The organism is Streptomyces sp. NPDC048254, from assembly GCF_043201895.1.
Lineage (GTDB): Bacteria > Actinomycetota > Actinomycetes > Streptomycetales > Streptomycetaceae > Streptomyces.
On the sequence record NZ_JBICZJ010000027.1, the window covers coordinates 62,157 to 86,995 of the forward strand.

The 24,839-nt window shown below is 71.3% G+C and carries 21 protein-coding genes; 13 read left to right on the forward strand and 8 right to left on the reverse strand.

Annotated elements, in window-relative coordinates:
* Window positions 1-16: 16 nt before the first annotated feature.
* From hemL to ACGFZQ_RS46760, 8 genes are all read left to right on the forward strand, one after another.
* Window positions 17-1,345, forward strand: coding sequence for a glutamate-1-semialdehyde 2,1-aminomutase (gene hemL, locus ACGFZQ_RS46725; protein ID WP_393845629.1), 1,329 nt, complete (start codon window positions 17-19; stop codon window positions 1,343-1,345).
* Window positions 1,342-2,025, forward strand: a complete 684-nt coding sequence (locus ACGFZQ_RS46730; protein WP_393845630.1) for a histidine phosphatase family protein — start codon at window positions 1,342-1,344, stop codon at window positions 2,023-2,025. The genes hemL and ACGFZQ_RS46730 overlap by 4 nt, the downstream gene beginning before the upstream one ends.
* Before the next feature lie 135 nt (window positions 2,026-2,160).
* Window positions 2,161-3,420: a hypothetical protein gene (locus ACGFZQ_RS46735; RefSeq protein WP_393845631.1), complete on the forward strand. Its 1,260-nt coding sequence runs from the start codon at window positions 2,161-2,163 to the stop codon at window positions 3,418-3,420.
* A 66-nt stretch (window positions 3,421-3,486) separates the two neighbouring features.
* Window positions 3,487-4,077 carry a TlpA disulfide reductase family protein gene (locus tag ACGFZQ_RS46740; RefSeq protein ID WP_351741142.1) on the forward strand — a complete coding sequence of 197 codons (591 nt, stop codon included), beginning with the start codon at window positions 3,487-3,489 and terminating at the stop codon, window positions 4,075-4,077.
* Between the two features lies 1 nt (window position 4,078).
* Complete coding sequence (locus tag ACGFZQ_RS46745) at window positions 4,079-4,855, forward strand: cytochrome c biogenesis CcdA family protein (protein WP_393845632.1); 777 nt, start codon at window positions 4,079-4,081, stop codon at window positions 4,853-4,855.
* A 3-nt stretch (window positions 4,856-4,858) separates the two neighbouring features.
* On the forward strand, window positions 4,859-6,562 hold the full coding sequence (locus ACGFZQ_RS46750) for a cytochrome c biogenesis protein ResB (protein ID WP_393845633.1): 1,704 nt from the start codon (window positions 4,859-4,861) through the stop codon (window positions 6,560-6,562).
* Window positions 6,559-7,653 (forward strand): c-type cytochrome biogenesis protein CcsB, encoded by a 1,095-nt coding sequence (gene ccsB / locus ACGFZQ_RS46755; RefSeq protein WP_351741134.1) that lies wholly within the window; start codon window positions 6,559-6,561, stop codon window positions 7,651-7,653. Before ACGFZQ_RS46750 ends, ccsB begins: the two co-directional genes overlap by 4 nt.
* A gap of 114 nt (window positions 7,654-7,767) precedes the next feature.
* Window positions 7,768-8,166 carry an SRPBCC domain-containing protein gene (locus ACGFZQ_RS46760; protein WP_393845634.1) on the forward strand — a complete coding sequence of 133 codons (399 nt, stop codon included), beginning with the start codon at window positions 7,768-7,770 and terminating at the stop codon, window positions 8,164-8,166.
* Window positions 8,167-8,426: 260 nt separating this feature from the next.
* Here ACGFZQ_RS46760 and ACGFZQ_RS46765 read toward each other — a convergent pair whose 3' ends face one another.
* The 7 genes from ACGFZQ_RS46765 to ACGFZQ_RS46795 all read right to left on the reverse strand — a co-directional run bounded on the left by ACGFZQ_RS46765 (window position 8,427) and on the right by ACGFZQ_RS46795 (window position 16,503).
* Complete coding sequence (locus ACGFZQ_RS46765) at window positions 8,427-8,615, reverse strand: hypothetical protein (RefSeq protein ID WP_393845635.1); 189 nt, start codon at window positions 8,613-8,615, stop codon at window positions 8,427-8,429.
* Between the two features lie 685 nt (window positions 8,616-9,300).
* The gene (locus ACGFZQ_RS46770) at window positions 9,301-10,848 is read right to left on the reverse strand and encodes a hypothetical protein (RefSeq protein ID WP_393845636.1); all 1,548 of its coding nucleotides are present in this window, start codon (window positions 10,846-10,848) and stop codon (window positions 9,301-9,303) included.
* A complete protein-coding gene (locus ACGFZQ_RS46775) occupies window positions 10,848-12,935 on the reverse strand; it encodes a hypothetical protein (protein WP_393845637.1) in 2,088 nt (695 codons plus the stop codon). The genes ACGFZQ_RS46770 and ACGFZQ_RS46775 overlap by 1 nt, the downstream gene beginning before the upstream one ends.
* A 71-nt stretch (window positions 12,936-13,006) precedes the next feature.
* On the reverse strand, window positions 13,007-14,149 hold the full coding sequence (locus tag ACGFZQ_RS46780) for a helix-turn-helix domain-containing protein (protein WP_393845638.1): 1,143 nt from the start codon (window positions 14,147-14,149) through the stop codon (window positions 13,007-13,009).
* Window positions 14,150-14,518: 369 nt separating this feature from the next.
* On the reverse strand, window positions 14,519-14,701 hold the full coding sequence (locus ACGFZQ_RS46785) for a hypothetical protein (RefSeq protein WP_393845639.1): 183 nt from the start codon (window positions 14,699-14,701) through the stop codon (window positions 14,519-14,521).
* Between the two features lie 346 nt (window positions 14,702-15,047).
* Window positions 15,048-16,025, reverse strand: a complete 978-nt coding sequence (locus tag ACGFZQ_RS46790; protein ID WP_393845640.1) for an isopenicillin N synthase family dioxygenase — start codon at window positions 16,023-16,025, stop codon at window positions 15,048-15,050.
* Window positions 16,018-16,503, reverse strand: a complete 486-nt coding sequence (locus tag ACGFZQ_RS46795) for a nucleoside deaminase (protein ID WP_393845641.1) — start codon at window positions 16,501-16,503, stop codon at window positions 16,018-16,020. The genes ACGFZQ_RS46790 and ACGFZQ_RS46795 overlap by 8 nt, the downstream gene beginning before the upstream one ends.
* Window positions 16,504-16,614: 111 nt before the next feature.
* Here ACGFZQ_RS46795 and ACGFZQ_RS46800 point away from each other — a divergent pair, with 111 nt between their 5' ends.
* From ACGFZQ_RS46800 to gcvH, 5 genes are all read left to right on the forward strand, one after another.
* Window positions 16,615-17,874 carry a PucR family transcriptional regulator gene (locus ACGFZQ_RS46800; protein ID WP_393845642.1) on the forward strand — a complete coding sequence of 420 codons (1,260 nt, stop codon included), beginning with the start codon at window positions 16,615-16,617 and terminating at the stop codon, window positions 17,872-17,874.
* A gap of 194 nt (window positions 17,875-18,068) precedes the next feature.
* On the forward strand, window positions 18,069-19,055 hold the full coding sequence (locus tag ACGFZQ_RS46805) for a CorA family divalent cation transporter (RefSeq protein WP_393845643.1): 987 nt from the start codon (window positions 18,069-18,071) through the stop codon (window positions 19,053-19,055).
* 174 nt (window positions 19,056-19,229) lie between these two features.
* Window positions 19,230-20,927 (forward strand): stealth family protein, encoded by a 1,698-nt coding sequence (locus tag ACGFZQ_RS46810; RefSeq protein ID WP_393845644.1) that lies wholly within the window; start codon window positions 19,230-19,232, stop codon window positions 20,925-20,927.
* A gap of 15 nt (window positions 20,928-20,942) precedes the next feature.
* Entirely contained in the window at window positions 20,943-22,814 is a 1,872-nt protein-coding gene (locus ACGFZQ_RS46815; RefSeq protein ID WP_393845645.1) for a stealth family protein, read from the forward strand.
* Window positions 22,815-22,929: 115 nt separating this feature from the next.
* Window positions 22,930-23,316: a glycine cleavage system protein GcvH gene (gcvH, locus tag ACGFZQ_RS46820; RefSeq protein WP_393845646.1), complete on the forward strand. Its 387-nt coding sequence runs from the start codon at window positions 22,930-22,932 to the stop codon at window positions 23,314-23,316.
* A gap of 18 nt (window positions 23,317-23,334) precedes the next feature.
* On the opposite strand, the gene ACGFZQ_RS46825 is transcribed toward gcvH, so the two are convergent.
* Window positions 23,335-24,732 (reverse strand): purine-cytosine permease family protein, encoded by a 1,398-nt coding sequence (locus ACGFZQ_RS46825; RefSeq protein ID WP_393845647.1) that lies wholly within the window; start codon window positions 24,730-24,732, stop codon window positions 23,335-23,337.
* Between the last annotated feature and the right edge of the window lie 107 nt (window positions 24,733-24,839).

Below are 24,839 nucleotides of genomic sequence, written 5' to 3' on the forward strand. Positions count from 1 at the left end.
GGAGAAGCCGCACGTCATGAGCGCCCAGAGCGAAACGCCCTATCCCTACGACGCGCCCGTCTCACAGGCGCTCTTCGACCGCGCCTCCGCGGTCACGCCCGGCGGCGTGAACTCCCCGGTGCGCGCCTTCCGTGCCGTCGGCGGCACCCCCCGCTTCATGGTCTCCGGCAAGGGGGCCTACCTCACCGACGCCGACGGCCGCGAGTACGTCGACCTCGTCTGCTCCTGGGGGCCCATGATCCTCGGGCACTCCCACCCCGAGGTCATCGCCGCCGTCCAGGACGCCGTCTCCCGCGGTACCTCCTTCGGTACGCCCGGTGAGGGCGAGGTCGCCCTCGCGGAGGAGATGGTCGCCCGGATCGACCCCCTGGAGCAGGTGCGGCTCGTCAGCAGCGGCACCGAGGCCACGATGAGCGCCATCCGGCTGGCCCGCGGCTTCACCCGGCGCACCAAGGTGATCAAGTTCGCCGGGTGTTACCACGGTCACGTCGACTCGCTGCTGGCCGCGGCCGGGTCGGGGGTGGCGACCTTCGCGCTGCCGGACACCCCGGGTGTCACCGGTGCCCAGGCCGGGGACACGATCGTGCTGCCGTACAACGACCTCGAAGCCGTGCAGGAGGCCTTCCACCGGCACCCCGGGGAGATCGCCTGTGTGATCACCGAGGCCTCGCCGGGCAACATGGGTGTCGTGCCGCCCGCTCCCGGGTTCAACCAGGGGCTGAAGAACGCCTGCCGCGAGAACGGCGCGCTGTACATCTCCGACGAGGTCATGACCGGGTTCCGGACCAGCCGGGCCGGGTGGTTCGGGATCGACGGGGTGGTGCCCGACCTGATGACCTTCGGGAAGGTGATGGGGGGCGGCTTCCCGGCCGCCGCCTTCGGCGGGCGGGAGGACGTCATGGCGCACCTCGCCCCGGCCGGGCCCGTGTACCAGGCCGGCACCCTCTCCGGGAACCCCGTCGCCACCGCCGCCGGACTCGCCCAGCTGCGGCTGCTCGACGACGCGGCGTACGAGAAGGTGGACGCCGTCTCCGCGCAGATCCAGGCGCTGGTCACCGAGGCGCTGAGCAAGGAGGGTGTCGCGCACCAGGTGCAGAACGCCTCCAACATGTTCTCCGTCTTCTTCACCAACCGCCCGGTGCGCGACTACGAGGACGCGCGGGGCCAGGAGTCCTTCCGGTTCACCGCCTTCTTCCACTCCCTCCTCTCCGACGGCGTCTACCTGCCGCCGTCGTCCTTCGAGTCCTGGTTCGTCTCCACGGCCCACGACGAGCGGGCCATCCAGAAGATCGCCGACGCCCTTCCGGCGGCGGCCCGAGCGGCCGCGGAGGCCACGGCAGCATGAGCGAGCAGCAGGACATCACCGTCGTCCACGTGATGCGGCACGGCGAGGTCGACAACCCCGACGGGGTGCTGTACGGCAGACTCCCCGGCTACCACCTCTCCGAGCTGGGCCGGCAGATGGCCGACCGGGTCGCCGAGCACCTCGCCTCGCGGGACGTGACGTACGTCGTCGCCTCGCCGCTGGAGCGTGCGCAGGAGACCGCCACCCCGATCGCCAAGGCGCACGGGCTCGACCTCGCCACCGACGAGCGGCTCATCGAGGCGGAGAACATCTTCCAGGGCAAGACCTTCGGTGTCGGCGACGGGGCGCTGAAGAAGCCCGCCAACTGGAAGTACCTCGTCAACCCGTTCCGGCCGTCCTGGGGCGAGCCGTACGTCGACCAGGTCGTCCGGATGAAGGGCGCGCTGGACGCGGCCCGGGACCGGGCGCGCGGGCACGAGGCCGTGCTGGTCAGCCACCAGCTGCCGATCTGGACCCTGCGGTCGTACGTCGAGAAGCGCCGGCTCTGGCACGATCCGCGCAAGCGGCAGTGCACCCTCGCCTCCCTGACGACTTTCACATACGAGGGCGACAGGATCGTCTCCGTCGGGTACAGCGAGCCGGCCATCGACCTCGTCCCGGTCCACCTCCGCGCCGGCGCCAAGCCGGTGAAGGGGAAGGGCAAGGCCTTCGGAGCGTAACGCTCCCACGGCATACGGTACTTATCCGCCCCTTCGTCGCATTCGGCTTGAAACAGCGAAGAAGTGAAGGAACCCGTTCGTTCGTCACGCCCTCTGACTGGGTGACCACCAGAGGACGTGACGAATCGGGGAACCATGCGGACCTTCACCCGAAGGGGAATACTCGGCGTCGGTGCGGGCGCCGCGGCGGGCCTCGGCCTCGCCGGCTGCGGTACTCACACACCGTCGGACGGCACGACCCATGCCGGCGGTTCCAGCGGGACTCCCTCCGGAAAGCCCAAGCCCAAGCCCACCGCGCGCCCCCTCGGCGACGGCTCCACCTCGAACAGCGGCAAGCAGGCACACCAGCCCGGCGCCCCCGAGCCGCTGGAGCCCGGCCAGACCCCGCCGCAGTTCGTGATCTTCTCCTGGGACGGCGCCGGCGAGGTCGGCAACGGCCTCTTCCCGCGCTTCCTGGACCTCGCCAGGGAACACGGCGCGTCGATGACCTTCTTCCTCTCGGGTCTCTATCTCCTCCCCGAGTCGAAGAAGCGGCTGTACAACCCGCCGAACAACCCCCGTGGCGCCTCCGACATCGGCTACCTCACCGACGAGCACATCAAGGCGACGCTCACCAACGTCCGCCGCGCCTGGCTCGAGGGGCACGAGATAGGCACCCACTTCAACGGCCACTTCTGCGGCGGTTACGGCACGGTCGGCAACTGGACGCCGAAGCAGTGGCGCAGCGAGATAGACCAGGCCAAGGCGTTCGTGAAGGAGTGGCGGACCAACAGCGGCTGGACCGACCTGCCGTCCCTGCCGTTCGACTACGACAAGGAGCTGGTCGGCGGCCGCACCCCCTGCCTCCTCGGCCAGAACAACCTGCTGCCTACTGCCCGCGAGCTCGGCTGGCGCTACGACGCCTCCTCGCCCGGCGGCCGTCAGGTCTGGCCGGAGAAGAAGCTGGGCATCTGGGACCTGCCCCTCCAGCAGATACCGTTCCCCGGTCACTCCTTCGAGGTCCTGTCCATGGACTACAACATGCTCGCCAACCAGTCGGTCAACTCGACGAAGGCCCCCGCCTACAACTACCCGGGCTGGCGGCGGCAGTCGGCAGGGTCGTACATAGCGGGATTCGAGCGGGCGTACACGACAAACCGGGCGCCGTTCTTCATAGGCAACCACTTCGAGCAGTGGAACGGCGGTATCTACATGGACTCCGTCGAGGAGGCCTTCAAGCACATCGCCCGTGAGAAGGAGAAGGGCGCCGACGTCCGGCTGGTCTCCTTCCGGCAGTTCGTGGACTGGATGGACGTGCAGAAGCCCGAGGTCCTGAGCAAGCTCCGCACGCTGGACGTGGGGCAGCAGCCGAAGGGCGGCTGGAAGACCTTCCTCAAGCAGGGGGCGGCGGCCTGAAAGGGACGTTTCCCGGACCAAGGGGGGTGCGCAAGATCCCCAGAACGGGCATGCGAAACTTTTCACATGAGTACCCGTAGCCGCGCCGTCCTGCTTGGCGCCATGGCCGCCGCGGCGGCCCTGACCCTGTCCGCGTGCGGCAACGGCGGCACCTCCGGCGGAGGCGGCAACACCAACTTCGTCGCCGGCAAGGACGGCATCGACACGGTCGCGAAGGGCCACCGCGCGGCGGCCCCCGACCTGTCCGGCAAGACCATCGACGGCAGCACGCTGGACGTCGCGAGCTACCGCGGCAAGGTCGTCGTCATCAACGTGTGGGGCTCCTGGTGCAGCCCGTGCCGCGCCGAGGCCCCCTACTTCGCCTCCGTCTCCAAGACGTACGCGAGCAAGGGCGTCCAGTTCGTCGGCATCAACACCCGCGACACCAGCACCGGTTCCGCGGTCGCCTTCGAGAAGCAGAACGGCATCGGCTACCCGAGCCTGTACGACCCGACGGGCAAGCTGATGCTCCGCTTCAAGAAGGGCACGCTCAACCCGCAGGCCATCCCCTCCACCCTGGTCCTCGACCGGCAGGGCAACGTCGCCGCGCGCTCGCTGGCGGCACTCAGTGAGGAGAACCTGCTGAAGATGATCAAGCCGGTTCTCGCGGAGAAGTGACGTGAGTGCACTCCTGACGCTCGCGGCCGCGACCGACGGGCCGAACACGACCGTCATGAACGGCGCGCTGCTGCTCGCCCTGCCGATCGCCCTGCTCGGCGGACTCGTCTCCTTCTTCTCCCCGTGCGTGCTGCCCCTCGTGCCCGGATACCTGTCGTACGTCACGGGGGTCGCCGGCACGGACCTCGCCGAGGCCCGGCGCGGCCGGATGGCCACCGGTGCCGCGCTCTTCGTGCTCGGCTTCACCGCCGTGTTCGTGTCGGGCGGAGCCCTGTTCGGCTACTTCGGCCAGGACCTCCAGGAAGAGTCCGGCACCCTCGGCAAGGTGCTCGGAGTCCTGATGATCGTCATGGGTGTGTTCTTCATGGGCCTGATGCCCTGGTTCACCCAGCGCGAGTTCCGCTTCCACCGGCGGCCGGTGGCCGGCCTGATAGGAGCGCCCCTGCTGGGCGCGCTGTTCGGGATCGGCTGGACGCCGTGCATCGGCCCGACGCTCTCCGCCGTGCTGAGCCTCTCCGCCCAGCAGGGCAGCGCGGGCCGCGGCGCCATACTGACGGTCGCGTACTGCCTCGGCCTCGGAGTGCCCTTCGTGGTCACCGCGGTCGCCTTCCGCAAGGCGCTCGGCGCCTTCGGCTGGGTCAAGCGCCACTATGTCTGGGTGATGCGCATCGGCGGCACGATGATGATCGTGACCGGTGTGCTGCTGCTGACCGGGGCCTGGGACAGCCTCGTGCAGGAGATGCAGGGCTGGTCCGACGGCTTCACTGTGGGGATCTGATCGATGAGTACGACTTCGAAGAACGCCTCCGACGATCAGGAACTCGGCGCGGCCGGCTCGCAGCTGTCCACCGCGCCCTCCCAGGACGAGCCGCCGATCGCCCCCGGCATCGGTGTCATCGGCTGGGCCCGCTGGTTCTGGCGGCAGCTCACCTCCATGCGGGTCGCGCTGCTGCTGCTCCTGCTGCTGTCGCTGGGCGCGATCCCCGGCTCGCTGATCCCGCAGTCCGGCGCCGACATCTCCAAGGTCGACGACTTCCGCAAGGCCCACAAGACGCTGTCGCCGGTCTACGACAAGCTCGGCCTGTTCCACGTCTACAGCTCGGTGTGGTTCTCGGCGATCTACATCCTGCTGTTCGTCTCCCTGGTCGGCTGCATCATCCCGCGCGCCTGGCAGTTCGTGGGCCAGCTGCGCGGCCGTCCGCCGGGCGCGCCGAAGCGGCTGGACCGCCTCCCGGCGTACACGACCTGGCGGACCACGGCGGAGCCCGAGGAGGTCCGTGCGGCGGCGCTGAGGCTGCTGAAGAAGCGGCGCTTCCGCGCCCACCTGGCCGGGGACGCGGTCGCCGCCGAGAAGGGCTACGTCCGCGAGTTCGGCAACCTCGCCTTCCACATCGCGCTGATCGTGCTGCTGATCGCGTTCGCCTCCGGCCAGATGTACAAGTCGGACGGCACCAAGCTGGTCGTCGAGGGCGACGGGTTCGCCAACTCGATCCTCCAGTACGACGACTTCAAGTCCGGCTCCCTGTTCACCACCGACGACCTGGTGCCGTTCAGCTTCGACCTGAAGAACTTCCACGCCAGCTACCAGACCAGCGGCCCCAGCAAGGGCACGCCGGTCACGTTCAGCGCGGACATCGCCTACAGCGAGGGCGCCTACGGCAAGTCGAAGCGGACCACCATCAAGGTGAACGAGCCGCTGCACATCGACGACGCCAAGGTCTACCTCGTCAGCCACGGCTACGCCCCGGTCATCACGGTCCGCGACGGCAAGGGCAACGTCGTCTACCACGACGCCGTGCCACTGCTCCCGCTCGACGCCAACGTCACCTCCCAGGGCGTGGTCAAGGTGATGGACGGCTACAAGAACGCCCAGGGTGTCGGCGAGCAGCTCGGCATCTCGGCGTTCTTCCTGCCGACCTACGGCGGCGGCTCCTCGGTCCTGTCCACCTTCCCGGCGCTGGAGAACCCGGTGCTGAACCTGACGCCGTACCACGGTGACCTCGGCGTCAACTCGGGCATCCCGCAGAGCGTGTACCAGCTCGACAAGACCCACATGAAGGAGTTCAAGGACTCCAAGGGGGCGCAGCTGCGGGACAACCTGAAGCCCGGGCAGACCATGCAGCTGCCGAACGGCGCCGGTTCCGTGACGTTCGAGAAGGACGTGAAGGAATGGGCCGGCTTCGAGATCGTCCAGGAGCCCGGCAGCGGCTGGGCGCTGGGCGGTGCCCTCACCGCGATCTTCGGCCTCGCCGCCTCGCTGTTCATCCAGCGCCGCCGCGTCTGGGTGCGGGCCGTGCCGGGCCCCGACGGCGTCACCGTCGTCGAGATGGCCGGCCTCGGCCGCAGCGAGTCGGCGAAGGTGCCCGAGGAGCTGGGCGACCTCGCGGGAATCCTCTACGACCAGGCGCCGGGGGCTCCCGACCCCGACGAAGACGACCGTTCCGCAGAATCCCCCGTACCTGCCGAAGGGGCTGAGAAGCGATGACTTCCGCCGCCGCAACCACGCTCGCCGCGACCAACGAGCATCTCGCCAGCATGAGCAACACGCTCATCTACTCCTCGATGGCCGTCTACACGCTGGCCTTCTTCGCCTACATCTTCGAGTGGCTGCTGGGCAGCCGCAGCCGCGTCGCCCGGACCGCCAACGCGCTCACCACCGAGGGCACGGCGAAGAAGGCGCCGGCGGTGACGGTCAAGAAGGCCGGCGGCACCGCCGTACTCGAACGCCCGCAGATCGTGGTCCGCTCCGCGGCGGGCTCGCGTGACGTGCCGGACGGTCCCGGCGCCCACGGCGGCGACGAGCAGGGCGACCTCTACGGCCGGATCGCGATCTCCCTCACGGTCCTCGCCTTCCTCGTGGAGCTGGCCGGCGTGATCACCCGGGCGGCCTCCGTGCAGCGGGCGCCGTGGGGCAACATGTACGAGTTCAACATCACGTTCTCCACGGTCGCCGTCGCCATCTACCTCGGGCTGCTGGCCCTGAAGAAGAACGTCCGCTGGATGGGCCTCTTCCTCATCACCACGGTCCTGCTGGACCTCGGTCTCGCGGTCACCGTCCTCTACACGGCGAGCGAGCCGCTGGTCCCGGCCCTGCACTCGTACTGGCTGTACATCCACGTCTCTACCGCGATCTTCTGCGGCGCGGTCTTCTACGTCGGCGCGGTCGCCACGATCCTGTACCTCTTCAAGGACTCCTACGAGAACAAGCTGGAGACCGGCGGCACCCCCGGCCGCTTCGCCACCTCGGTCCTGGAGCGCCTCCCGGCATCGGCCTCGCTGGACAAGTTCGCGTACCGGGTGAACGCGGCGGTCTTCCCCCTGTGGACCTTCACGATCATCGCGGGCGCGATCTGGGCGGGCAGCGCCTGGGGCCGCTACTGGAACTGGGACCCCAAGGAGACCTGGTCCTTCATCACGTGGGTCGCCTACGCCTGCTACCTGCACGCCCGCGCCACCGCGGGCTGGAAGGGCCGCAAGGCCGCCTACCTGGCGATGCTCGCCTTCGGCTGCTGGCTGTTCAACTACTACGGCGTCAACATCTTCGTCACCGGCAAGCACTCCTACGCGGGCGTGTAGATCCGTTGCCGGCAAAGGCCGGTTCCCGTGACCCAGGTCGCGGGGACCGGCCTTCGTCGTACGGGGAGCGACCCCAGGGGTGCGGATCCCGGGGGCCGGGGTCAGGCTGGTGTCATGACCGGTTCCGTCGAACAGGCCACCAGTCAGACCCACGGCAGAACGCACATCCTCCACTTCCTGGTGCGGCTTCCGCGGCCGCCGCACCAGGTCTGGCCCAGTCTGACGACCCCGGACGGCCTGGCCGCCTGGTTCACCCCCGCCGACGTCCTGCAACCCCGCCTGGGAGGCACGGTCACCCTGCGTGACCTGGGCACGGGCCGGGTCACGGCGTGGGACGTGGACCGGGTCGCCGAGTACACGGTGGAGAGCGGCGGCCGGATCCGCTTCCACCTGGAGCGCGACGGGGCGTCGGGCAGCGCCCTGCGCTTCACGCACGAGTTCAAGGGCGAGGTGGACACGGAACAGCGCTGGCGGACCAGATTCGAACGCTTGATTGATATCGGTGTTCCGTAGCGGCGCCTCCCGGCGGAGACCGAAGCCGGGAGCAGTTCAGTCACGCAGCCCGGGATAGCGGTGGGAGAGCTCCGTGCGGTTGCGGACGCCCAGCTTGCGGTAGACGTTGCCGAGGTGGCTCCACCGTCTTCGGGGGCGCTGTCCGACGTCTCCCACGCGAAGAGCGAGACGTTCGTCTACGCCTCGCGTGAGGCAACCGCACCACGCGCCGCGGCGGCACCCGACCGCCGCGGCGCCCAGGCGTCCGGACGGCAGCACGGTCAGCGGCGGCCGAAGAGGCGGCGGATGCCGGTCGGGCGGGAAGCGGGGGCGGCCGAGGGGGATGACGGGGACGAGGGAGCGGTCAGCTGGAGCGCGATGCCGTACATGAGCGCGCGGCCCAGCTGGTAGGCGCTGCGGCTGTCGCCCTGGGCGAAGCGGAGGAAGGCGTTGCCGGTGTGCCGGTCCACGGCTTCGAGCGCGGCGAGGAGGGTCCAGCCCCCGGCCTCGTCGTCCCGGGGCGCGGTGATTTTTCTCTCCCAGGACGTGGGTGAGTCTGGCCAGGATGGCAGGGGCTGCCCCGAAGCGCCGGGAGAGCTCGGCCGTCACGAACGTCTCCGCCTGTGACCGCAGGGTGCGCAGGGCAGGCGAAGGAGTCGGGGTGGCCGGCAGCGGGGGCAGGTCCTGGCCGCGTGTCTGCAGACCGTGACCCACCCCGAGGAGCAGCCGGGCGGTCAGGGTGGCGTCGGCGGGGGGCAGGGCCTTCTGCTCCGCCAGGGCACCCAGGGTGGGCGGCAGTACGAAGGCGGACATGAAGGCCCACCGCCAGGCCTGACCCCGCTCGGCTCCGGGGAGCAGCTCGCAGGCCGTGTCCGTCGCGGCTCCCGTCAGGGTCTCGACCATGTCCTCGGCGCCGGATCTCGACTCGAGAGGCCGTCGCTGACGAACACGTTGATCAGGTTCTCGTGCTGCTGGTCCACGGGAATTCCTTCCGGTCGCGGCTAAGCGCTCCGCTGGAAGTGCCGCGATAAGCCGTCAGTCGACTGCGGTGCCGTCGTGGCTGGTCGCGCAGTTCCTCCCCCAGCCTTCGGCCGGGGGTACCCCCAGCGCCCCTTCAGGGCGTCGCCCAACCGGAGCGGACTTCGCCGGACCCGCTTAGGACGGCGGCAGGCACTCCTTGCTGGGCGGTTTCCCCTCCGGCCAGGCGATGGTCACGAACCTCGACCCGCCCTCCGGCCGCAGCTCCACGATCGGCACCGCCTTGTCGTACGGGTTCCCGTGCACGTCAAGGCAGATCCACCCGCTCGCCCCGTCCACCCGCAGCGACCCCTTCACCTGAGGCCACTGCAACCCCACGTCGGCCAGCGTCGGCACCGACCTGCCCGCCGGCACCGCCTCGCGGATGCCGTGCACCGCGAGCCGTAGAGCGTCGTACGCGATGATCAGCTGCCCGTCCTCCAGCGCCACCGGCCCGATCGGCCCCACCGGCGACTTCTCCGCGCTCTTCAGCAGCCGCGTCAGCGTCGCCGCCTCCGCGGCCGAACCGCCGGTCTTCGGGCTGCCCTTCAGCCACGCGGCCGGATGGGCGAGGGCGGTGTACCGGACCGATAGATTGTGCCGGAGGGCGTCCCGGTCCAGGTCCTTCTCGCCGGTGAGGTACGACCCCTCGTCACCCGTCAGCACCGTGAACTTCCGGTCCTGGCAGCCCCGTCCGCCCAGCGCGTTGATGAACTGCCGCAGCTGCGTGTGCCGGCCGGCGAACAGGATCGTGTCGGTCGATCGCGAGGTGTCGCAGATCAGGTTGGTGATCTGCCGGAACGTGTTCGCGGTCGTGCCCTCCCTGCTGCGGTCGGCCGGCGGTGTGAACGGCTGGGGTTCGTACGGCGAGTCCTTGATCAGCGCGGCGAACGACGTCTGGAGCGTCCGCGTGTACGGGTCGCCCGGCTTGTCGTACACCAGCAGCGCCCGGCCCCCGCCGACCTTGGCGAAGGAGGCGAGCGCCCGGGCCTCGTCGGTGTTGGTCGGGGACACCCGCGCCAGACCGGGGTAGGGGTCCTTGCCGCCCTGCCCGTTGGCGAGGTCGTCGGCGGTGATCGACGAGCCCACCACCGGGATCCCCAGCCGGGTCAGCTCCCTGACGGCCCTCTTGTTGTTGTCGGTGCTCTGCCCGACCCCGGCCACCGCCCGCAGCCGGTCCGCGGAGCCGGTCATCCGCGCCAGCTGCGCGACCATCTGCTGCCAGTACTGGCTGGTCGCACCGGGGTTGGCCAGTACCAGCCGGATCGCCGGGGACTCCCCGTTGGAGTCGTGGTTGGCCTGGTACTGGGCCAGGTAGGCGCCCTGCAGCTCGTGCTGGATGTCCGCGAGGTTCGCCGCCGCCGTCGCGGTGTACGGCAGCATCACCGCCACCGTCACATAACTCCCGGCCTTCAGGCGGGCGTTCTCGCGGGCGATCGCCCGCACGGTGTCCGTCAGCTGCGGATGCCCGAAGTCGAACGCCGTGGTCGCCACGCCCACGCACTCGTCGCTGTCCTCGGGCCGGGCCACGCCCGGCGCGCAGGACCGGTCGTCGTGGAGCGCCAGCCGGACCCCGACGACCAGGCCGGCGATCAGCCCCGCCGTGACCAGCAGGGCGAGATAGCGGCGCAGCGGGATCTCCCAGACGCCTTCGCGCACCCACGTGCCCACGCCCCGCCGTGCCATCACGCCACCCCGCTCCGCTCGTCGTCGCCCTCGTCGTCCTCCGGGTCGGCGGGCGGGCGGCCCGCCAGCGCGGCCGCGGGCCAGTCCCGGGAGGCCCGCCACAGCAGCGCGTTGCCGGCCGGCCGCAGGTTGGACAGCTGCTCCAGCTCGAAGCGGAGCCGGTCGCCGACCTTCGGGTCGGGCAGCACCAGCGGATCGGTCAGGTGCCACACCGCGTGCAGCAGCCGCCGGACGCGCAGATGCAGGACGGGATCCACGCCGTCCGGCACCTGCTGTGCGGCGTCCGTGCGGCCCAGCGCCACCGCCGCCCGCCGGTCGCCTTGCCCGGTGAAGTCGCGGCCCTCGGCGTCATGGGCGTGGAAGTAGGGCGCCGAGGCGACGAACCGCAGGGTGCGCAGCCAGCCGCGGGTGTCCAGGACCGGGAAGGTGTCGCGGAGGTGGGCGACCGCCGACTCGGTTCGGCCCAGGGCCAGTTGGTGGTGGAGCCGGAAGCGGGCCCGCTCGTCCGGGCGGTCGTCCGTGTAGGAGGCGACCAGCGTCTCGTGGGCGGTGCGCCAGCCGCCGTGGTCGGGGTCCCGCAGATGCAGCCGGAGCAGCAGCAGGGTCCGCACGAAGGGGTCGCCGACGAACTGCCCGGGCACCACCGGCAGCCCCTCCCCGGCCAGCCGGCTCTGCAGCGCCCGTACGTCCGCCGGACCGAAGTCGTCCGCGAGCAGCGCCTCGGCCAGGGCGCACGCCGAGTCGTGGTCGTGCGCGGCGGCGAGCACGGTCAGTTCGTCGAGCCGGTCCTGCGGGACCAGTCGGTCGAGGAGTTCGCGGTAGACGGGGGCGGCCGGTCCGTCCTCCGTGAGGCGCACCTCGGCGGTGAGCAGGTCGCCCAGCGCGCCGGCCCGGTCCGGGTGCTGGGCCGCCGCCTCCGCGAGCACGGCGATGCCCAGCGGGTTCCCGCCGGTCAACCGGTGTACGGCGTGCGGGAGTTGGGGTGCGGCCGGAGTGGCGACGAGGTGCAGGGTGTCGTCGGGGGAGAGCGGCGGCAACGCCACCAGCAGCGCCCGCGAGGACGGTACGGCCGCGTCCGGTGCCCACGCGGTGCGCCGGGCGACCTCGGCCAGCTCCCGTCGTACGCCGTTGCGCAGCAGCTCCCGGCCGTCGCCGCGCAGTCCGGCGACGAACGCCACCTGGTCGGCGACGCCGTCGGCGCGGTCGCGCAGTACGGCGTCCAGCAGGCCGGGGCCCGGCCCGGTCCCCACGTTGTCGACCAGTACCAGCGGGCGGCCGAGCCGCTGCATCCGCGGCAGCACGCCCGCGTACGCCTCCGTCAGGTCGGCGAGCAGGGCGCGTACGAGATAGCGCTCGGCGTGCTCCCGGGAGGTGCCGCCGGCCCGGAAGTGCCCCGACAGCAGGATCAGTCCGCGCTGCGCGTGGCCGCCCGCGTTGGGGTACGTGCGGTACCAGACCGACGCCTTCTGGTGCCGGCGGCTGGCGAAGCCCTCGGCGATCGACTCCAGGGTGGCCTCGATGGCGCCGGAGACCAGCGGTCCGGTGCCGGTGGCGGCGGCGACCACCTTCGCGGCCACCTTCCCGGCCCACCGTCCCGCGAACCCGCTGATCCAGGAGCCGCTCTCGTTCAGCAGCAGGATCCGCTCCACCTCGCGCCGGATCCGCTCCGAGTCGGCGTCCCCCCAGCCGCCGGCGGCCACCGCGACCAGGCCGGACATGAGACGCGGGAAGGTGATCCGCCCGGCGCCCGTCACCGGTTCCGCGAGCTGCTCGGCGACGACCAGCAGCGCCTGTGCGACCGGCGACCAGGACTCGGCGGGACGCCCCGCGGGCGCCGCCGTGAACTGCGCCTCCGCACAGTCCACGAGCGCGACCGGAGTGTGCCCCTTGTAGGCGTCCCGCAACTCCCCGAGCACCGCGCTCTTGCCGAGCCCCCGGGCCCCGGTCAGCACCACGAACGGCAGCTCGCCAGGGTGTTCGAGGGGATGGGCACGGTGCTGGTACGGCCGTAACCCGACGATCCTCGGTATGAGCCCGGCCGGCTCCACGTCGAACAGCGCTCCGCGCCCGTGCAACCGTCTGTGCAAGGCAGTCCCCCCTCAACGCAAGTGTAAGAAGGGGGAGTTGCTTCCGGCCATAGCGCACGGTGTCCGTATGGTTACGAAACCGGCCCGGCTGTGGGCCTGTTCTGAACGGGTGCGGCCGGTGTCCACCGTTTGCGGGCGTCGAGGAACTTGCGCCGGGCGACCACCCGCGCCGTGCGGGACGGCGCCGGAACCCTGGGGTACAGGCAGGCGTACAGCCGGGCCTCGTGCAGTGCCCGGCCCAGTCCCGCGGGGGTGAGCACGAAGCCGCTGGTGCCGCCGTCGGGGGTGCGTTCGCGGGTGATCAGGCCCTGCGCGGCCAGCCCCTGCCAGGCCTCCAGTTCACCGAAGTCGAGCAGGCGCGCCTCCGGTACCGCCTCGGCGTTCAGCAGCCGCACCACCAGCCGCCACTGCCGGCTGGTCATCGCCTCGGCCAGGAACCGGGTCCAGGAGACGGCCGCCTGGACCGCCGCCCGTTCTATCCGCTCGGTCAGCTGCCTGACCTGGTCCCGCGCCCGGCGGATGTCGTCCTCGTCCTGTCCGTAGGCGGCGGTCGCCTCCTCCGCGGCGCGTTCCCGGAGGTAGCCGCGCAGCCGCCCCAGCTCGTGGTCGACCAGCCGGCAGGTCATCCCGACCGAACGCCGCAACAGCGCGGCCAGGGCGCGCAGTTCCGGCTCGTCGGCGCCGACGGCGGCCGGCCGGCCGGTCTCGTGGGCACGGCGGAACAGGGCGGTCAGCAGCCGGGCGATCTCCTGGCGCCGCTCCGCCGCCTGCGGATGCGAGTCGAGCGAGCGGTGGACGGTGCGCGGACTGACCTCGAAGACCTCGGCGAGCCGCTGCGGCAGGGTGGCGTACCGGCGGGCCGGGAGTTTGGCGTGCAGTTCCAGGTCCCGGTAGGTGTTCCGGCTGATGCCGAGCCGCTCGGCCGCCTCGGCGCTGGTGAGGCCCGCGGCGACGCGCAGCCGGCGGATGCCGTCCGCCGCGTCGGGCACCGTCGGGCACAGCCGGCGCGGCGGGATGCCGAAGACCTCGGCGAGCTGCTCGATGCGCTGCGGCTCGGGCACCGAGGTGCCCTTCTCGTAGGCGAGGATCCGGGACTTGGAGGTGCCGACGCGACGGGCGAGTTCGGCCGCGCTCAGCAGCCGGCCGTCGACGCGCCGCCATCGTCGTACCTCGCGTAGTGCCGCGGAACTGAAGGGTGCCGTGCCACGGGCCATGAGAACGCCTTCCCACGCACGTCACGCCGGACACGCGCGCGGGAGCGGTACCGTTTCGGCCCTGTTCCCGGCGGCCGCACACCCGGTGGGGGTGCCCGGCGCGCCGACCGCGCCGCAGGCAGAGTGGTCTCCTGGTACCGTCTAGGGTTCGAGAGGGTTCTCCAAGTGGTGTGCCACGCGGCAGTATCGAGGAACGCGGAGCGCGCGACGTGGGGGATCCCATCGGACTCCCGCGGTGTTCCGTGCGTGAGTGCGTATGTACGGGTCTGGAAGTGAGCGGGCCCGCGCCCTGGCGATGTGTGGTGCACCGGTCCAGGACGCGGACCCAGTTGGCCGACCCGGCAGTACGCGGCGGGTGAGGGTGCTACCTCATCCGCCGCACCCACGCCAGAGCCCGATGAGTCCGATCGCGACGCTCACGGCGTCGATGACCAGCTGCAGGCGCTCCCAGCGCAGGCTTGTACCGTCAGGGTGATCCGGCTCCTCGGGGCCGGTCGGCTGATCGGGAGGTTCTCCCGGTTCCTCCGACTCGGTCTCCTCGGCGTTGGCCATGGATCGTTTCTCCTTTCTCTCGGTGACACGACGGCAGGCTGGATCTGTGCCTGCTGGCCTGACCCCGAGAGGGGAGTGCGACCACACTACCGAGTTCCTCGTGGCTTGCTGTGACCCTTCTCGAACACACAGTGCACAAAAACCAGCGCGAATGGTCCCGGGTAATCGGAATCCCAACTCCACTTGTGTGACAGTTGCTTGAAGGAACGTCAAAGCACCTGCTGGGAGCGGGTTACCGGGAGGGCGTCCTGTGATGGAGGGTGCAAACGACCGCAGATCGATCCGGTCATCCACGCAAACCGAATCGATCTGTGATCTGTGACACACGCATACCGGGGTGCCGGCCTCAGCCGACGGTGATGGAGTCCAGCTTCTCCCGCAGGTAGACGTGCGAGTCGACCGGCGGGTACGCCACCCGCCCGACCGGCGCCGGGACGGACTCGACGGTGGTGCCCGGGGTGCACTCGCCGAAGTAGACCAGGGACATCAGCTCCTCGCCGGGCGCGTCGGTGGGCGGCGGCAGCACCCGGTGCCGTCCCGACCGCCACCGGTCACCGGTCCAACGGGCCATCAGGTCACCGATGTTGATGGTGAAGGCGGCCGGGTCGTACGGCGCGTCCTCCCACCCGCCCTCGTCGGTGTACACCTGCAACCCGCCCTTGCCCGCCTGCCGGTCCAGGATGGTCACCGTCCCGAAGTCGGTGTGCGGCCCGATCCGGAACTGCCCCGGCGCGGGCTCGCCGAGCACCTCGGTCCCCGGATACCAGTTGATGTTGAAGCCGTACGTCGGGTGGTCCATGTGCCGGGAGAAGAAGTCCTGTTCGATCCCGAGCGCGTACCCGAGGAGGGACAGCAGCTCCTTCTCCAGCTCGGCCATCCGCGCCAGGTACTCCTCGCAGGCCACCCGCAGCTCCGGCACCTCCGCCGGCCACACGTTGGGCGCGTACCACTCGGCGTTGACCACCGGGTCCTCGAACGGCTCGTGGGTCGCGAAGGTCAGCGACTCCTTCAGGTCGGGCGGCGTCTCGGTGCCCTCCGAGTACCCGTTGGCCTCCGCCCCGGGCCCCAGCCAGCCACGCCCCCCGACCTTCACCTCGTACGCCCGCTTCACCTCGTCGGACAGCCCGAAGAACCGCCGCGCGGCCTCCCGGACCGCGCCCCGCAACTCCGCGTCCACCCCGTGCCCGGTGACGAGCAGGAACCCGGCGGTCTGAAGAGCACCGTCGACGGTCCGGGCGATCTCCCGCCGGTCCGCCTCGTCCCCGTCGAGCCAGGGGCGCAGGTCGACGGTGGGGATACGGGGGCTGCTGGTCGTGTCATTCACCGATGTCCTCGTTCCACAGAGCCGGGTTGTTCTTGATGAAGTCGCGCATCAGGGCGGTGCACTCCGGGTCGTCCAGCAGGACGATCCACACGCCGTGGTCGGCGAGCCAGTCGTGGCCGCCGTGGAAGGTGGCCGCCTCGCCGATCACGACCCGGGAGATGCCGAACTGGCGGACCAGGCCGGAGCAGTACCAGCACGGGGACAGGGTGGTCACCATGGTGGTGCCGCGGTAGGTGCGCTGGCGGCCCGCCGCGCGGAAGGCGGCCGTCTCCGCGTGCATGGAGGGGTCGTCGTCCTGCACACGCCGGTTGTGGCCGCGGCCGAGCAGTGCGCCGTCGGCGCCGTAGAGGGCGGCGCCGATCGGGATGCCCCCCTCGGCGAGTCCGGCGCGGGCCTCGGCGACGGCGGTGGCGAGCCAGGCACGGGCCTGGGTCCGGTCCAGAGGGGCCAGGGTGTCCAGCGGATCCATGGGCTGCATGACTTCACTCTCCTGTGGCCGAAACACGAGGGCAACGTGCGGAAAGTACCCTCCGGGCAACCCCCGGCCGGACGAAATGTCAGCGGCCGTGCCCGTCCCCTGGAGGTCACCGTGCCCGCACTCACCCTCCGCGAAGTCCTGGCCCTCGACCCGGTGCGGGCGGCCCGCCCCGAACTCCTCGCCGGACAGGGCGCCCTGGACCGCCCCGTGCGCTGGGTCCACTCCAGCGAGGTCTACGAGGGCGCCAACTTCCTCGACGGCGGCGAACTGCTCCTCACCAACGGCTTCGGGCTGACCGACGCCGGCGACGAGGTCCGCCGCCGCTATGTGCGGGAGCTGGCGGCGCGCGGTGCGGCCGGGCTCGCGGTGGAGGTCGGGCGGGCGCTGCCCAGCATGCCGCCGGAGGTGACCGACGAGGCCTGCCGCCTCGGCCTGCCGCTGCTCGCCCTGCACCGGGTGGTGCCCTTCGTCCGGATCGCCGAGGCCGCCAACCGGGCGATCGTGGCCCGGGGCCTGTCCGGCCGCCGTACGCTCGTCCGGCCCTGGGGCGACGACCACGCGGCGGCGCTCCTCGCCGACCTGGCCGACGGGCAGGCCCTCAACCAGCCCGAGGTGGAAGCGCGGGCCGCGCTCGGCGGGTTCCATCCCGGCCCCGGCGCCCGGCTCCTCGGCGTCTCGCTGCACGGCAGCCGGGGCGTCGGCGCGGTGGACCGGGCGGTACGGGTGCTGGGCGGGGCCGGGGTGCTGCGGGCCGCGTTCCCCGGGGACGTCCTGGCGCTGCTCGCGGTGCCGGCCGCGGTCCCCGGCGATCCCGTGCGGGCCGTGCAGGAGGCGTTCCGGGGTGCCGCCGAGGCGGGGGCCACGGTCGCCGTCGGACACGCGGTCGGCCCCGGCGGCTGGCTGCACTGGAGCGAGACGCTGCGGGCGGCCCGGACCACCCTCGAACTCGCGCTGACCGTGCCGCCCGCGGAACCGGCGCTGCCCGAGGGCCCGTCGGTGACCTCGGCCCGCGCCCTCGCCCTGGAGCGGGAGCTGACCCGGGGCGGGATCGCCGCCAACCGCGAACGTCTCGCCGCCCTCGTCCAGCACACCCTCGGCCCACTGCTGGCCTGGGAGGCGGCCCACGCCAGCGATCTGGTCCGCACCCTTGAGGTGCACCTGCGGCACGGCTGCTCACCGACCCGCACGGCCGCCCTCCTGCACATCGGCCGCCAGTCCCTCTACCAGCGCCTGGAACGCATCGAGTCCCTCCTCGGCCTGGAGATCGACGACCCGGACCTGCTTGGCGAACTCCTGACGGCGGCCTGCGCGCACCGGGTGGTCCGGGGGACGGGGGCGGCCCGGGTACGGGGGCTGCGCACGGTGGCCTAGCGAAGCCCGTTCAGAGGCGCTCGGGGTCCAGGATCGGGCACGGGCCTCTCCCGGGTGGGGGAGACCTCGGTATTCGCCGCGGGGAGCCACGTCCCGGGGACCATGCCGTACCGGGCCGCCGCCTCGCCCGGACGGCCCGCGCCTGGTCGGCGGCAGCGCGTGCGCGGGCCGCGGGCCCCACGCAGGCTGGGAGCGTGGGTGACGGGATGATCGTGACGATGGTGTCGGTGCCGGACGGGGGCACGACGCGCATCTCCGTGCCGGAGGCCCGTCGGCGGCTCGCCGGGGACCCGTTCCTGATCCTCGGGGTCCAGCTGCCGCAGGAGGCGGACCCGGCGGAGGAGCCGGTGGTCCGGCGGCTCGGGCTGGACGACGAGGACCTGGACTGGTTCGGCGTGCCGGACGAGTCGCCGCGGGCCGAGTTCCTGGGGGACATCGCCGGTTTCGTCGTACCCGTGGTCGTGGACGGCCGGGTCACCCATGTGCACGCCCTGGCCGGCGAGCGTTTCCTGGTGGCCGCCCACTGGGGCCCGGCCGTCCTGGCGCCGGGCCTGAGGGCGCAGCTGCGACGGGAGCGGCCCCATGACGCCGTGGCCACGCTGTTCCTGCTGCTCCAGGAGGCGCTGGCGACGTTCCGCCGGGCCACGGTGGACGCGCTGCTCCAGGTGGAGGAGCTGGAGGACGCCATGTTCGAGGACCGGCACCCCGAGCAGATCTACCTGCTGTCCCAGCTGCGCCGCCGTGCCGCCCTCCTGCACCACTCGCTGCTGCCCTACCTCCAGGCGGTCGACGAGGTGGTCACCCGCAGGATGATGAGCAGCGACTTCCCGGTCGAACGGCAGCGCCTCGCCCAGGAGTTCGCCCGCGCGGCACGTCTGGTCCGCACGGACATCGAGTCCCTCCAGGACGCCGCGCGGCGCGCCCTGGCCAGCTACTCGTCCCTGGTCGCGGGCGAACAGAACGGCGTGATCAACCGGCTGGCCATCGTGTCGGTGATCTTCCTGCCGCTGTCGTTCCTGACCGGGTTCTTCGGCATGAACTTCACCTTCCTGACGGACCGGCTGGGGACCCGGGACGAGTTCTGGCTGCTCGCCGTGGGCCTTCAGCTGCTCACCCTGGTCGTCGCCGTCTACGTGCTGCACCGCACCCGGATCTGGCGGCGGCTGCGGGACGACGGCTAGGGCGTTCCGGCTTCGCTCGCGTGAGGTGGCTGATAGCACATGTATGTATGAGTTGCTTGTGTGTGGGATCGGTTTACCTTTAATTCTCCGAGAAGATTTCTACAACCATCCGCCTTAGGTGTCCGTCTGGTTAACACAAGGGTGTGTAGGGGTTGATGTAGAGGAGTTCAGAACGTGACCGTGCGTTCCTTTGCCCGGCGGGTGCGACCGCGAGTCGAGCGGAAGGCCGCCGAGAAGGTGTGGCAGCTGCGTACCCTGCGGCGCCGCCGCAGAGCAGCGGTCACGGACCCGGTGCTCCGCCCGGTGGCGGTGCGCGGCCAGCAGCTCTACGGACGGGTCGTGACCCGGTTCACCGCCGCCGAGGCGGCCGCCGCCAACCTCGGACTGGTCCTCGCCGCGCTGGAGCAGGAAGGCATCCCCTACTTCCTGGTGCCGGCCTCGCGCACCCGCCACACCATCGGCGTGAACGCCCTTGACCGGGAGCGTCTCCTCACCGCCCTCGAGGCGCGGAACGCGGGGAAGGCGGTGTTCATCGGCAGGCCGCTGCCCGGCGGAAAGCTCAAGCACCCCGCCCTGTTCATGGACGGTGTCCTGCCGGCCCCGCTGCGCACGGCCCCGGTCCTGCGCATCGGGGAGAACCACCTGGGCCCCGCGGGCCAGCTGCTCGCCGGCCCGGAGCTCGCCTGCGACGTCGAGTTCTGGGAGGACGGGGCGGAACTCCTCGCCTCCGACAAGGGCCCCCGGCGGCTGGCCGCGGTCCAGCCGCAGGCGTCCGAGGACATCTTCGCGGAGTCCCTCGTCGCACCGCGGAACAACGGCATCACGGACGTACTGCCGGCGTCCGAGCAGAAGCCGGCCCTGGTGCGGATCGGCGACCGGGAACTGCCGAGCTTCGCCGCGCTCACCCGGCCGACCGTGAACGACGTGACCTTCCCCGTCGACGTGGTATACACCTGGGTGGACGGCGAGGAGCCGGAGATGCGCGCCAAGCGCGCCCGGTACCAGGAGCGCGGCACCGCCGAGATCCTGGACAAGGAGACCAACGCCTCCCGCTACACCAGCCACGACGAGCTCAAGTACTCACTGCGCTCGCTGGCCATGTACGCCGACTTCGTCCGCCACATCTACATCGTGACCGACGGCCAGAAGCCGCACTGGCTCGACGACACCGCCCCGGGGATCACGGTCGTCGACCACCGCGACATCTTCCCGGCGGACGTCCTGCCGGTGTTCAACTCGCACGCGATCGAGACCCGGCTGCACCACATCCCCGGCCTGTCGGAGCACTACCTCTACTTCAACGACGACGTGTTCGTCGGCCGCCGGGTCACCGCGGAGCACTTCTTCCACGGCAGCGGTCTGATGAAGATCCCGGTGTCCCCGCTCAAGATAGGCGTCGGCAAGCCGCACGCCGAGGAGACGGCCACCAATTCCGCGAGCAAGAACGTCCGCCGGCTGCTGCTGGAGAGGTTCGGGCGGATGACCACGAACAACTTCATGCACACCCCGCTGCCGCAGCGGCGGGAGACACTGCGGGCCCTGGAGGAGCTCTTCCCGGAGGACATCCGCCGCACCACGGCGTCCCGCTTCCGTTCGCCCCAGGACATCGCCGTGACGGCCCCGCTGCTCTACCAGTACGCGCTGATGACCGGCCACGGCGTGCCGGGCCGGTTCGGCTTCCGGTACGTCAACATCAGCCGCCCGGACGCGGAGGCCCGGCTGGCCGAGCTGCGCCGCAACCGCCGCTTCGACTTCTTCTGCCTCAACGACGTCGACGTGGCGCCCGAGGAACGGGAGCGGGTCGGCGTCCGGATGAACGAGTTCCTGGAGGACTACTTCCCCTTCGCGAGCCCCTTCGAGAAGCAGGACTGACGGGGGCCGGGGGGCATGGACATCCGTCACCGCTTCACGGCGCCCGCGGGCCTGCGCACCGCCGGGAGCCTTCTGGTGCGCCTGTGGACCCGGGTGTCGGCCGGGCTCTGGGCCCTGCGCGCGACCCGGGCCCGACGACGCCTGCGGGCCGCCGTACCCGGAACGCGGGGGATCACCCTCGGATCGACGCGGCTGTACGGCCGCACGGTCGCCGCGTACACCGCCTCGGACGCCGTCGAAGCCGATCTCGAACGCGTCTGCACCCTCCTGGAAGGGCTGCAGGTCCCGTACTTCCTGGTGCCCTCCGACCACGGGCACGGCGTGCCGCGGCAGGTCGTGGGCGTCGAGGAGTCGTACCGCGGTGCGGTCCTCGCCCGGGCCGCCCAGCGTTTCGCGGGCACCGCCGGGTACGTCGGCGCCGTCGGACCGGACGGCGCCGTGACGACCGCGGTGTTGTGGGCCGACGGCAGGCTGCCGCGGGCCCTGCGGCGGGCCGCGGTGCTCCGCACCGGTGTGGTGCGCCTCGGCCCGGAGGGGCAGCTGCTCAGCGGCCTCGAAACGGGGTGCGACATCGAGTTCTGGCGGCACGGCCGGGACCTCGGCGCCGCCCCGGACACGGCCGCGGGCAGCGCCCCGGGTACGGCCGCGGGCAGCGCCCCGGGTACGGCCGCGGGTACCGATCCCGCCTGGCTCACCGTGCCCGGCAGCCGGCTGCCGGACGTCTTCGGCCCGGCGCTCGTCGCCCCGCGCCGCAACCCCGTGGCGGAGGTGCTGCCGGTGGCCGCGCGGCAACCGGCGGCGGGTCACCGCCGCACCGTCCCGACGTTCGCCCCGTTCGCCGAGCCCGGCATCGACGAGGTGCTGTTCCCCGTCGACGCCGTGTACACCTGGGTCGACGGGGACGACCCGGCGATGGCCGCGAAGCGCCGCGCCCATCAGGAACTCTCCGACAACGTCATCGCTCCGCGCGAGACCGGCGCCTCCCGGTACACCAGCCATGACGAACTGAGGTACGCACTGCGCTCACTGGAGATGTACGCCGGGTTCGTCCGGCGCGTCTACCTCGTGACCGACTCCCAGATCCCCGACTGGCTGGACCCGGACGCGGAGGGCCTGACGGTGATCGACCACCGGGACATCCTCCCGGCCGACGCGCTCCCCGTCTTCAACTCCCACGCCATAGAAAGCGGCCTGCACCACATCCCCGGCCTGTCGGAGCACTACCTCTACTTCAACGACGACGTCTTCATCAACCGCCCGGTGGGGCCCGGGCACTTCTTCCACGGCAACGGCATCGCCCGCATCCCGCTGTCCCCCCTGAAACTCGGGGTCGGCGCCCCGCACCCACTCGAACCGGCCCCGAACTCCGCCGGCAAGAACGCCCGCGAGGTGATCAGGCGCTTCCACGGCAGACACATCACGCACAAGTCGCTGCACACCCCGCATCCCCAACTGCTCTCGGTCATGCGGGAGATGGAGGACCTCGGGATCGAGGAACTCGAACGGACCGCCTACTCGCGCTTCCGTTCCACCTCCGACGTGCCCCCCGCGTCCACGCTCCACCACCACTGGGCGCTGGCGACCGGCCGGGCCGTCCCCGCCGACTACCGCTTCCGCTACGTCCAGCTGGGCACACCGGACATGCGCCGCCGCCTGGCCCGCCTCACGGCCGGCGAGGACATCGACTTCTTCTGCCTCAACGACGTGGACACGCCCCCGGAGACCAGGGCGGCCACCCAGGCCGCGATCCACGCCTTCCTGGACCGGAAGTACCCGTTTCCGAGCCGCTTCGAAGGAGCACCCCGCAGCACCGCCCGCCCCGCCGCACCGCTCACGACGAGAGTCCCCTCCCAGCCGACGCGGGAGGAAGCGCAGCGCCACGAGTGAACGGCCCCGGAACCGGGCCCGGCGGGCCGTCACCCGGGTGGTGTATCCGGATCGTTACGCAGGGCGACGGGGGTGGCAGGCTGATGGCGCCGACCGAACTCGAAGGAGCCGCGCCATGTACCCGTCCGACTTCAAGTACACCCGGGAACACGAATGGATCCGCATGAACGGCGGCTCCGCCGAGATCGGGATCACCGAGTTCGCCCAGAAGCAGCTCGGAGACATCGTGTTCGTGGAGGTACCGACCGTGGGCCGTACGATCGACGCGGGCCAGGAGTTCGGCACCCTGGAGTCCGTGAAGGCGGTGACCGAGGTCTACATGCCGGTGGGTGGCAAGGTGATCGAGATGAACGAGCTCCTGAACTCCGAACCCGAGCTGCTCAACGAGGACCCGCACGGCGAGGCGTGGCTGATCAAGATCCAGGTCTCCGACAAGAAGGCTCTCGACGGCCTGATGAGCGCCGAGAAGTACGAGGAGTACGTCAGGTCGCGGCAGGACTAGCTGGTCACCCGGGCCGGGTCACGGCGTCCGCCTGGCCCGGCTCCGCAGTGCCGCGTACAGCAGCGCGCTCACCGCGAAGCCGACCACCGGTGTGATGTCGCCGAAGGCGGGGTGGTGCTTCGGCACCCAGCCCACGTAGTCCTCCTGGTTGGAGAAGAGCGGGACGGAGACCGCGACGCCGGTCAACAGGGCGGCCAGGCCGGGCCAGTTGGTGAAGGAGCGGTCGGCCAGCCGGGCGGCGAGCTGCTCGTCGGTCGCGGTACGGCCCTGGAGCCACCGCTCGACCAGGACCACGCCCAGCCAGGGCGCCACCCAGTACGCGATGACCAGCAGGAACGCCTCGTACGCCGCCCCCGCGTCGTCCAGCGAGGCCCAGGCCGCCGCCGTACCGGCGATGCCCGACACCACGACCAGCGCGCTGCGGCTCAGCCAGGTGGGGAGCTTCAGGCCGAAGGAGGCGATGGAGATCGCCCCGGAGTACACGTTGAGGGCGTTCGCCGAGACCCCGCCGAGCATGATGGCGAGCAGGACGAGATCGCCGAGCCAGCCGGGAAGGTGGCCGGTGAAGGCGGCGGTCGGCGTGGCGTCCTTCGGGGCGAGGATCGTGGCCGAGGCGGCGCCGATGACCGCGACGATCGAGACCGACACGAACAGGCCGACCGCCGGCCACAGCACCGTCTTCGCCTTGTTCGCGGTCCGCGGCAGATAGCGCGAGTAGTCCGTGGCGTACGGGTTCCAGCCGGCCGCGTACCCCCAGGCCGCGCTGAAAGCGAGCAGGAAGCCGCCGACACCGCCGCCCGAGCCGCCCCCGCCGAGGTCCGCGTCCTTGAAGGTCCACACCCCGGCCAGCAGGAAGATCACGGCGAGCGCCGGGAACGCGTACTTCTCGAAGGTGTGCACGAAGTTGTGGCCGATGAAGCCGATCAGGATCTCCGCGACCACGACGAGCAGCAGGGAGGGGAGGGGCCGCAGACCGGTCAGCGTGTTGAGGGCGAAGGCCGCGCTCACGCTGTTCACGGCGAACCAGCCGACGCCCGCGAGCAGGCCGTTGGCGGCGGAGGGCAGGATGTTGCCGAGGTAGCCGAAGGAGAAGCGGCCGATCACCATCTGCGGGACGCCGAACCGCGGGCCGTCCAGCGACAGCACGCCCTGGGTGACCGCGCCGAGCGCGGTGCCCAGCAGGATCGCGGCGGTCGCCGTCCAGAAGTCCAGGCCGAAGAAGAGGACGGCGATCACGCCGATGTAGACGGTCGCGAACTCGATGTTGGGGGACGCCCAGGTCCACAGGAGCTGGAGCGGGCTGCCGTGGCGTTCGGCGTCGGGGATCGGTTCCGAGCCCGCCGCCTCCACGGCGATGACCCGGTCGCCGTACTCGGGCACGATACTGGTGGTGGAACCGGCGGGAGCAGTCGTCATACGAGGTAAGTGTCGGGTTCGCGCCCGCTCCGGCCCAGGGGCGCATTGTCCGTCTCGGACGGCTCACCGGCGTACAACCTGCACGCATGCCGGAGCTTCCGGAGATG

Coding starts and splice junctions, on each gene's coding strand:
- ACGFZQ_RS46785 (WP_393845639.1), bottom strand. CDS start 14,701: ATGGCCAACGCCGAGGAGACCGAGTCGGAGGAACCGGGAGAACCTCCC.
- hemL (WP_393845629.1), top strand. CDS start 17: ATGAGCGCCCAGAGCGAAACGCCCTATCCCTACGACGCGCCCGTCTCA.
- ACGFZQ_RS46815 (WP_393845645.1), top strand. CDS start 20,943: ATGGACATCCGTCACCGCTTCACGGCGCCCGCGGGCCTGCGCACCGCC.
- ACGFZQ_RS46760 (WP_393845634.1), top strand. CDS start 7,768: ATGACCGGTTCCGTCGAACAGGCCACCAGTCAGACCCACGGCAGAACG.
- ACGFZQ_RS46740 (WP_351741142.1), top strand. CDS start 3,487: ATGAGTACCCGTAGCCGCGCCGTCCTGCTTGGCGCCATGGCCGCCGCG.
- ACGFZQ_RS46795 (WP_393845641.1), bottom strand. CDS start 16,503: ATGCAGCCCATGGATCCGCTGGACACCCTGGCCCCTCTGGACCGGACC.
- ACGFZQ_RS46825 (WP_393845647.1), bottom strand. CDS start 24,732: ATGACGACTGCTCCCGCCGGTTCCACCACCAGTATCGTGCCCGAGTAC.
- ACGFZQ_RS46750 (WP_393845633.1), top strand. CDS start 4,859: ATGAGTACGACTTCGAAGAACGCCTCCGACGATCAGGAACTCGGCGCG.
- ACGFZQ_RS46780 (WP_393845638.1), bottom strand. CDS start 14,149: ATGGCCCGTGGCACGGCACCCTTCAGTTCCGCGGCACTACGCGAGGTA.
- ACGFZQ_RS46730 (WP_393845630.1), top strand. CDS start 1,342: ATGAGCGAGCAGCAGGACATCACCGTCGTCCACGTGATGCGGCACGGC.
- ACGFZQ_RS46770 (WP_393845636.1), bottom strand. CDS start 10,848: ATGGCACGGCGGGGCGTGGGCACGTGGGTGCGCGAAGGCGTCTGGGAG.
- ccsB (WP_351741134.1), top strand. CDS start 6,559: ATGACTTCCGCCGCCGCAACCACGCTCGCCGCGACCAACGAGCATCTC.
- ACGFZQ_RS46735 (WP_393845631.1), top strand. CDS start 2,161: ATGCGGACCTTCACCCGAAGGGGAATACTCGGCGTCGGTGCGGGCGCC.
- gcvH (WP_393845646.1), top strand. CDS start 22,930: ATGTACCCGTCCGACTTCAAGTACACCCGGGAACACGAATGGATCCGC.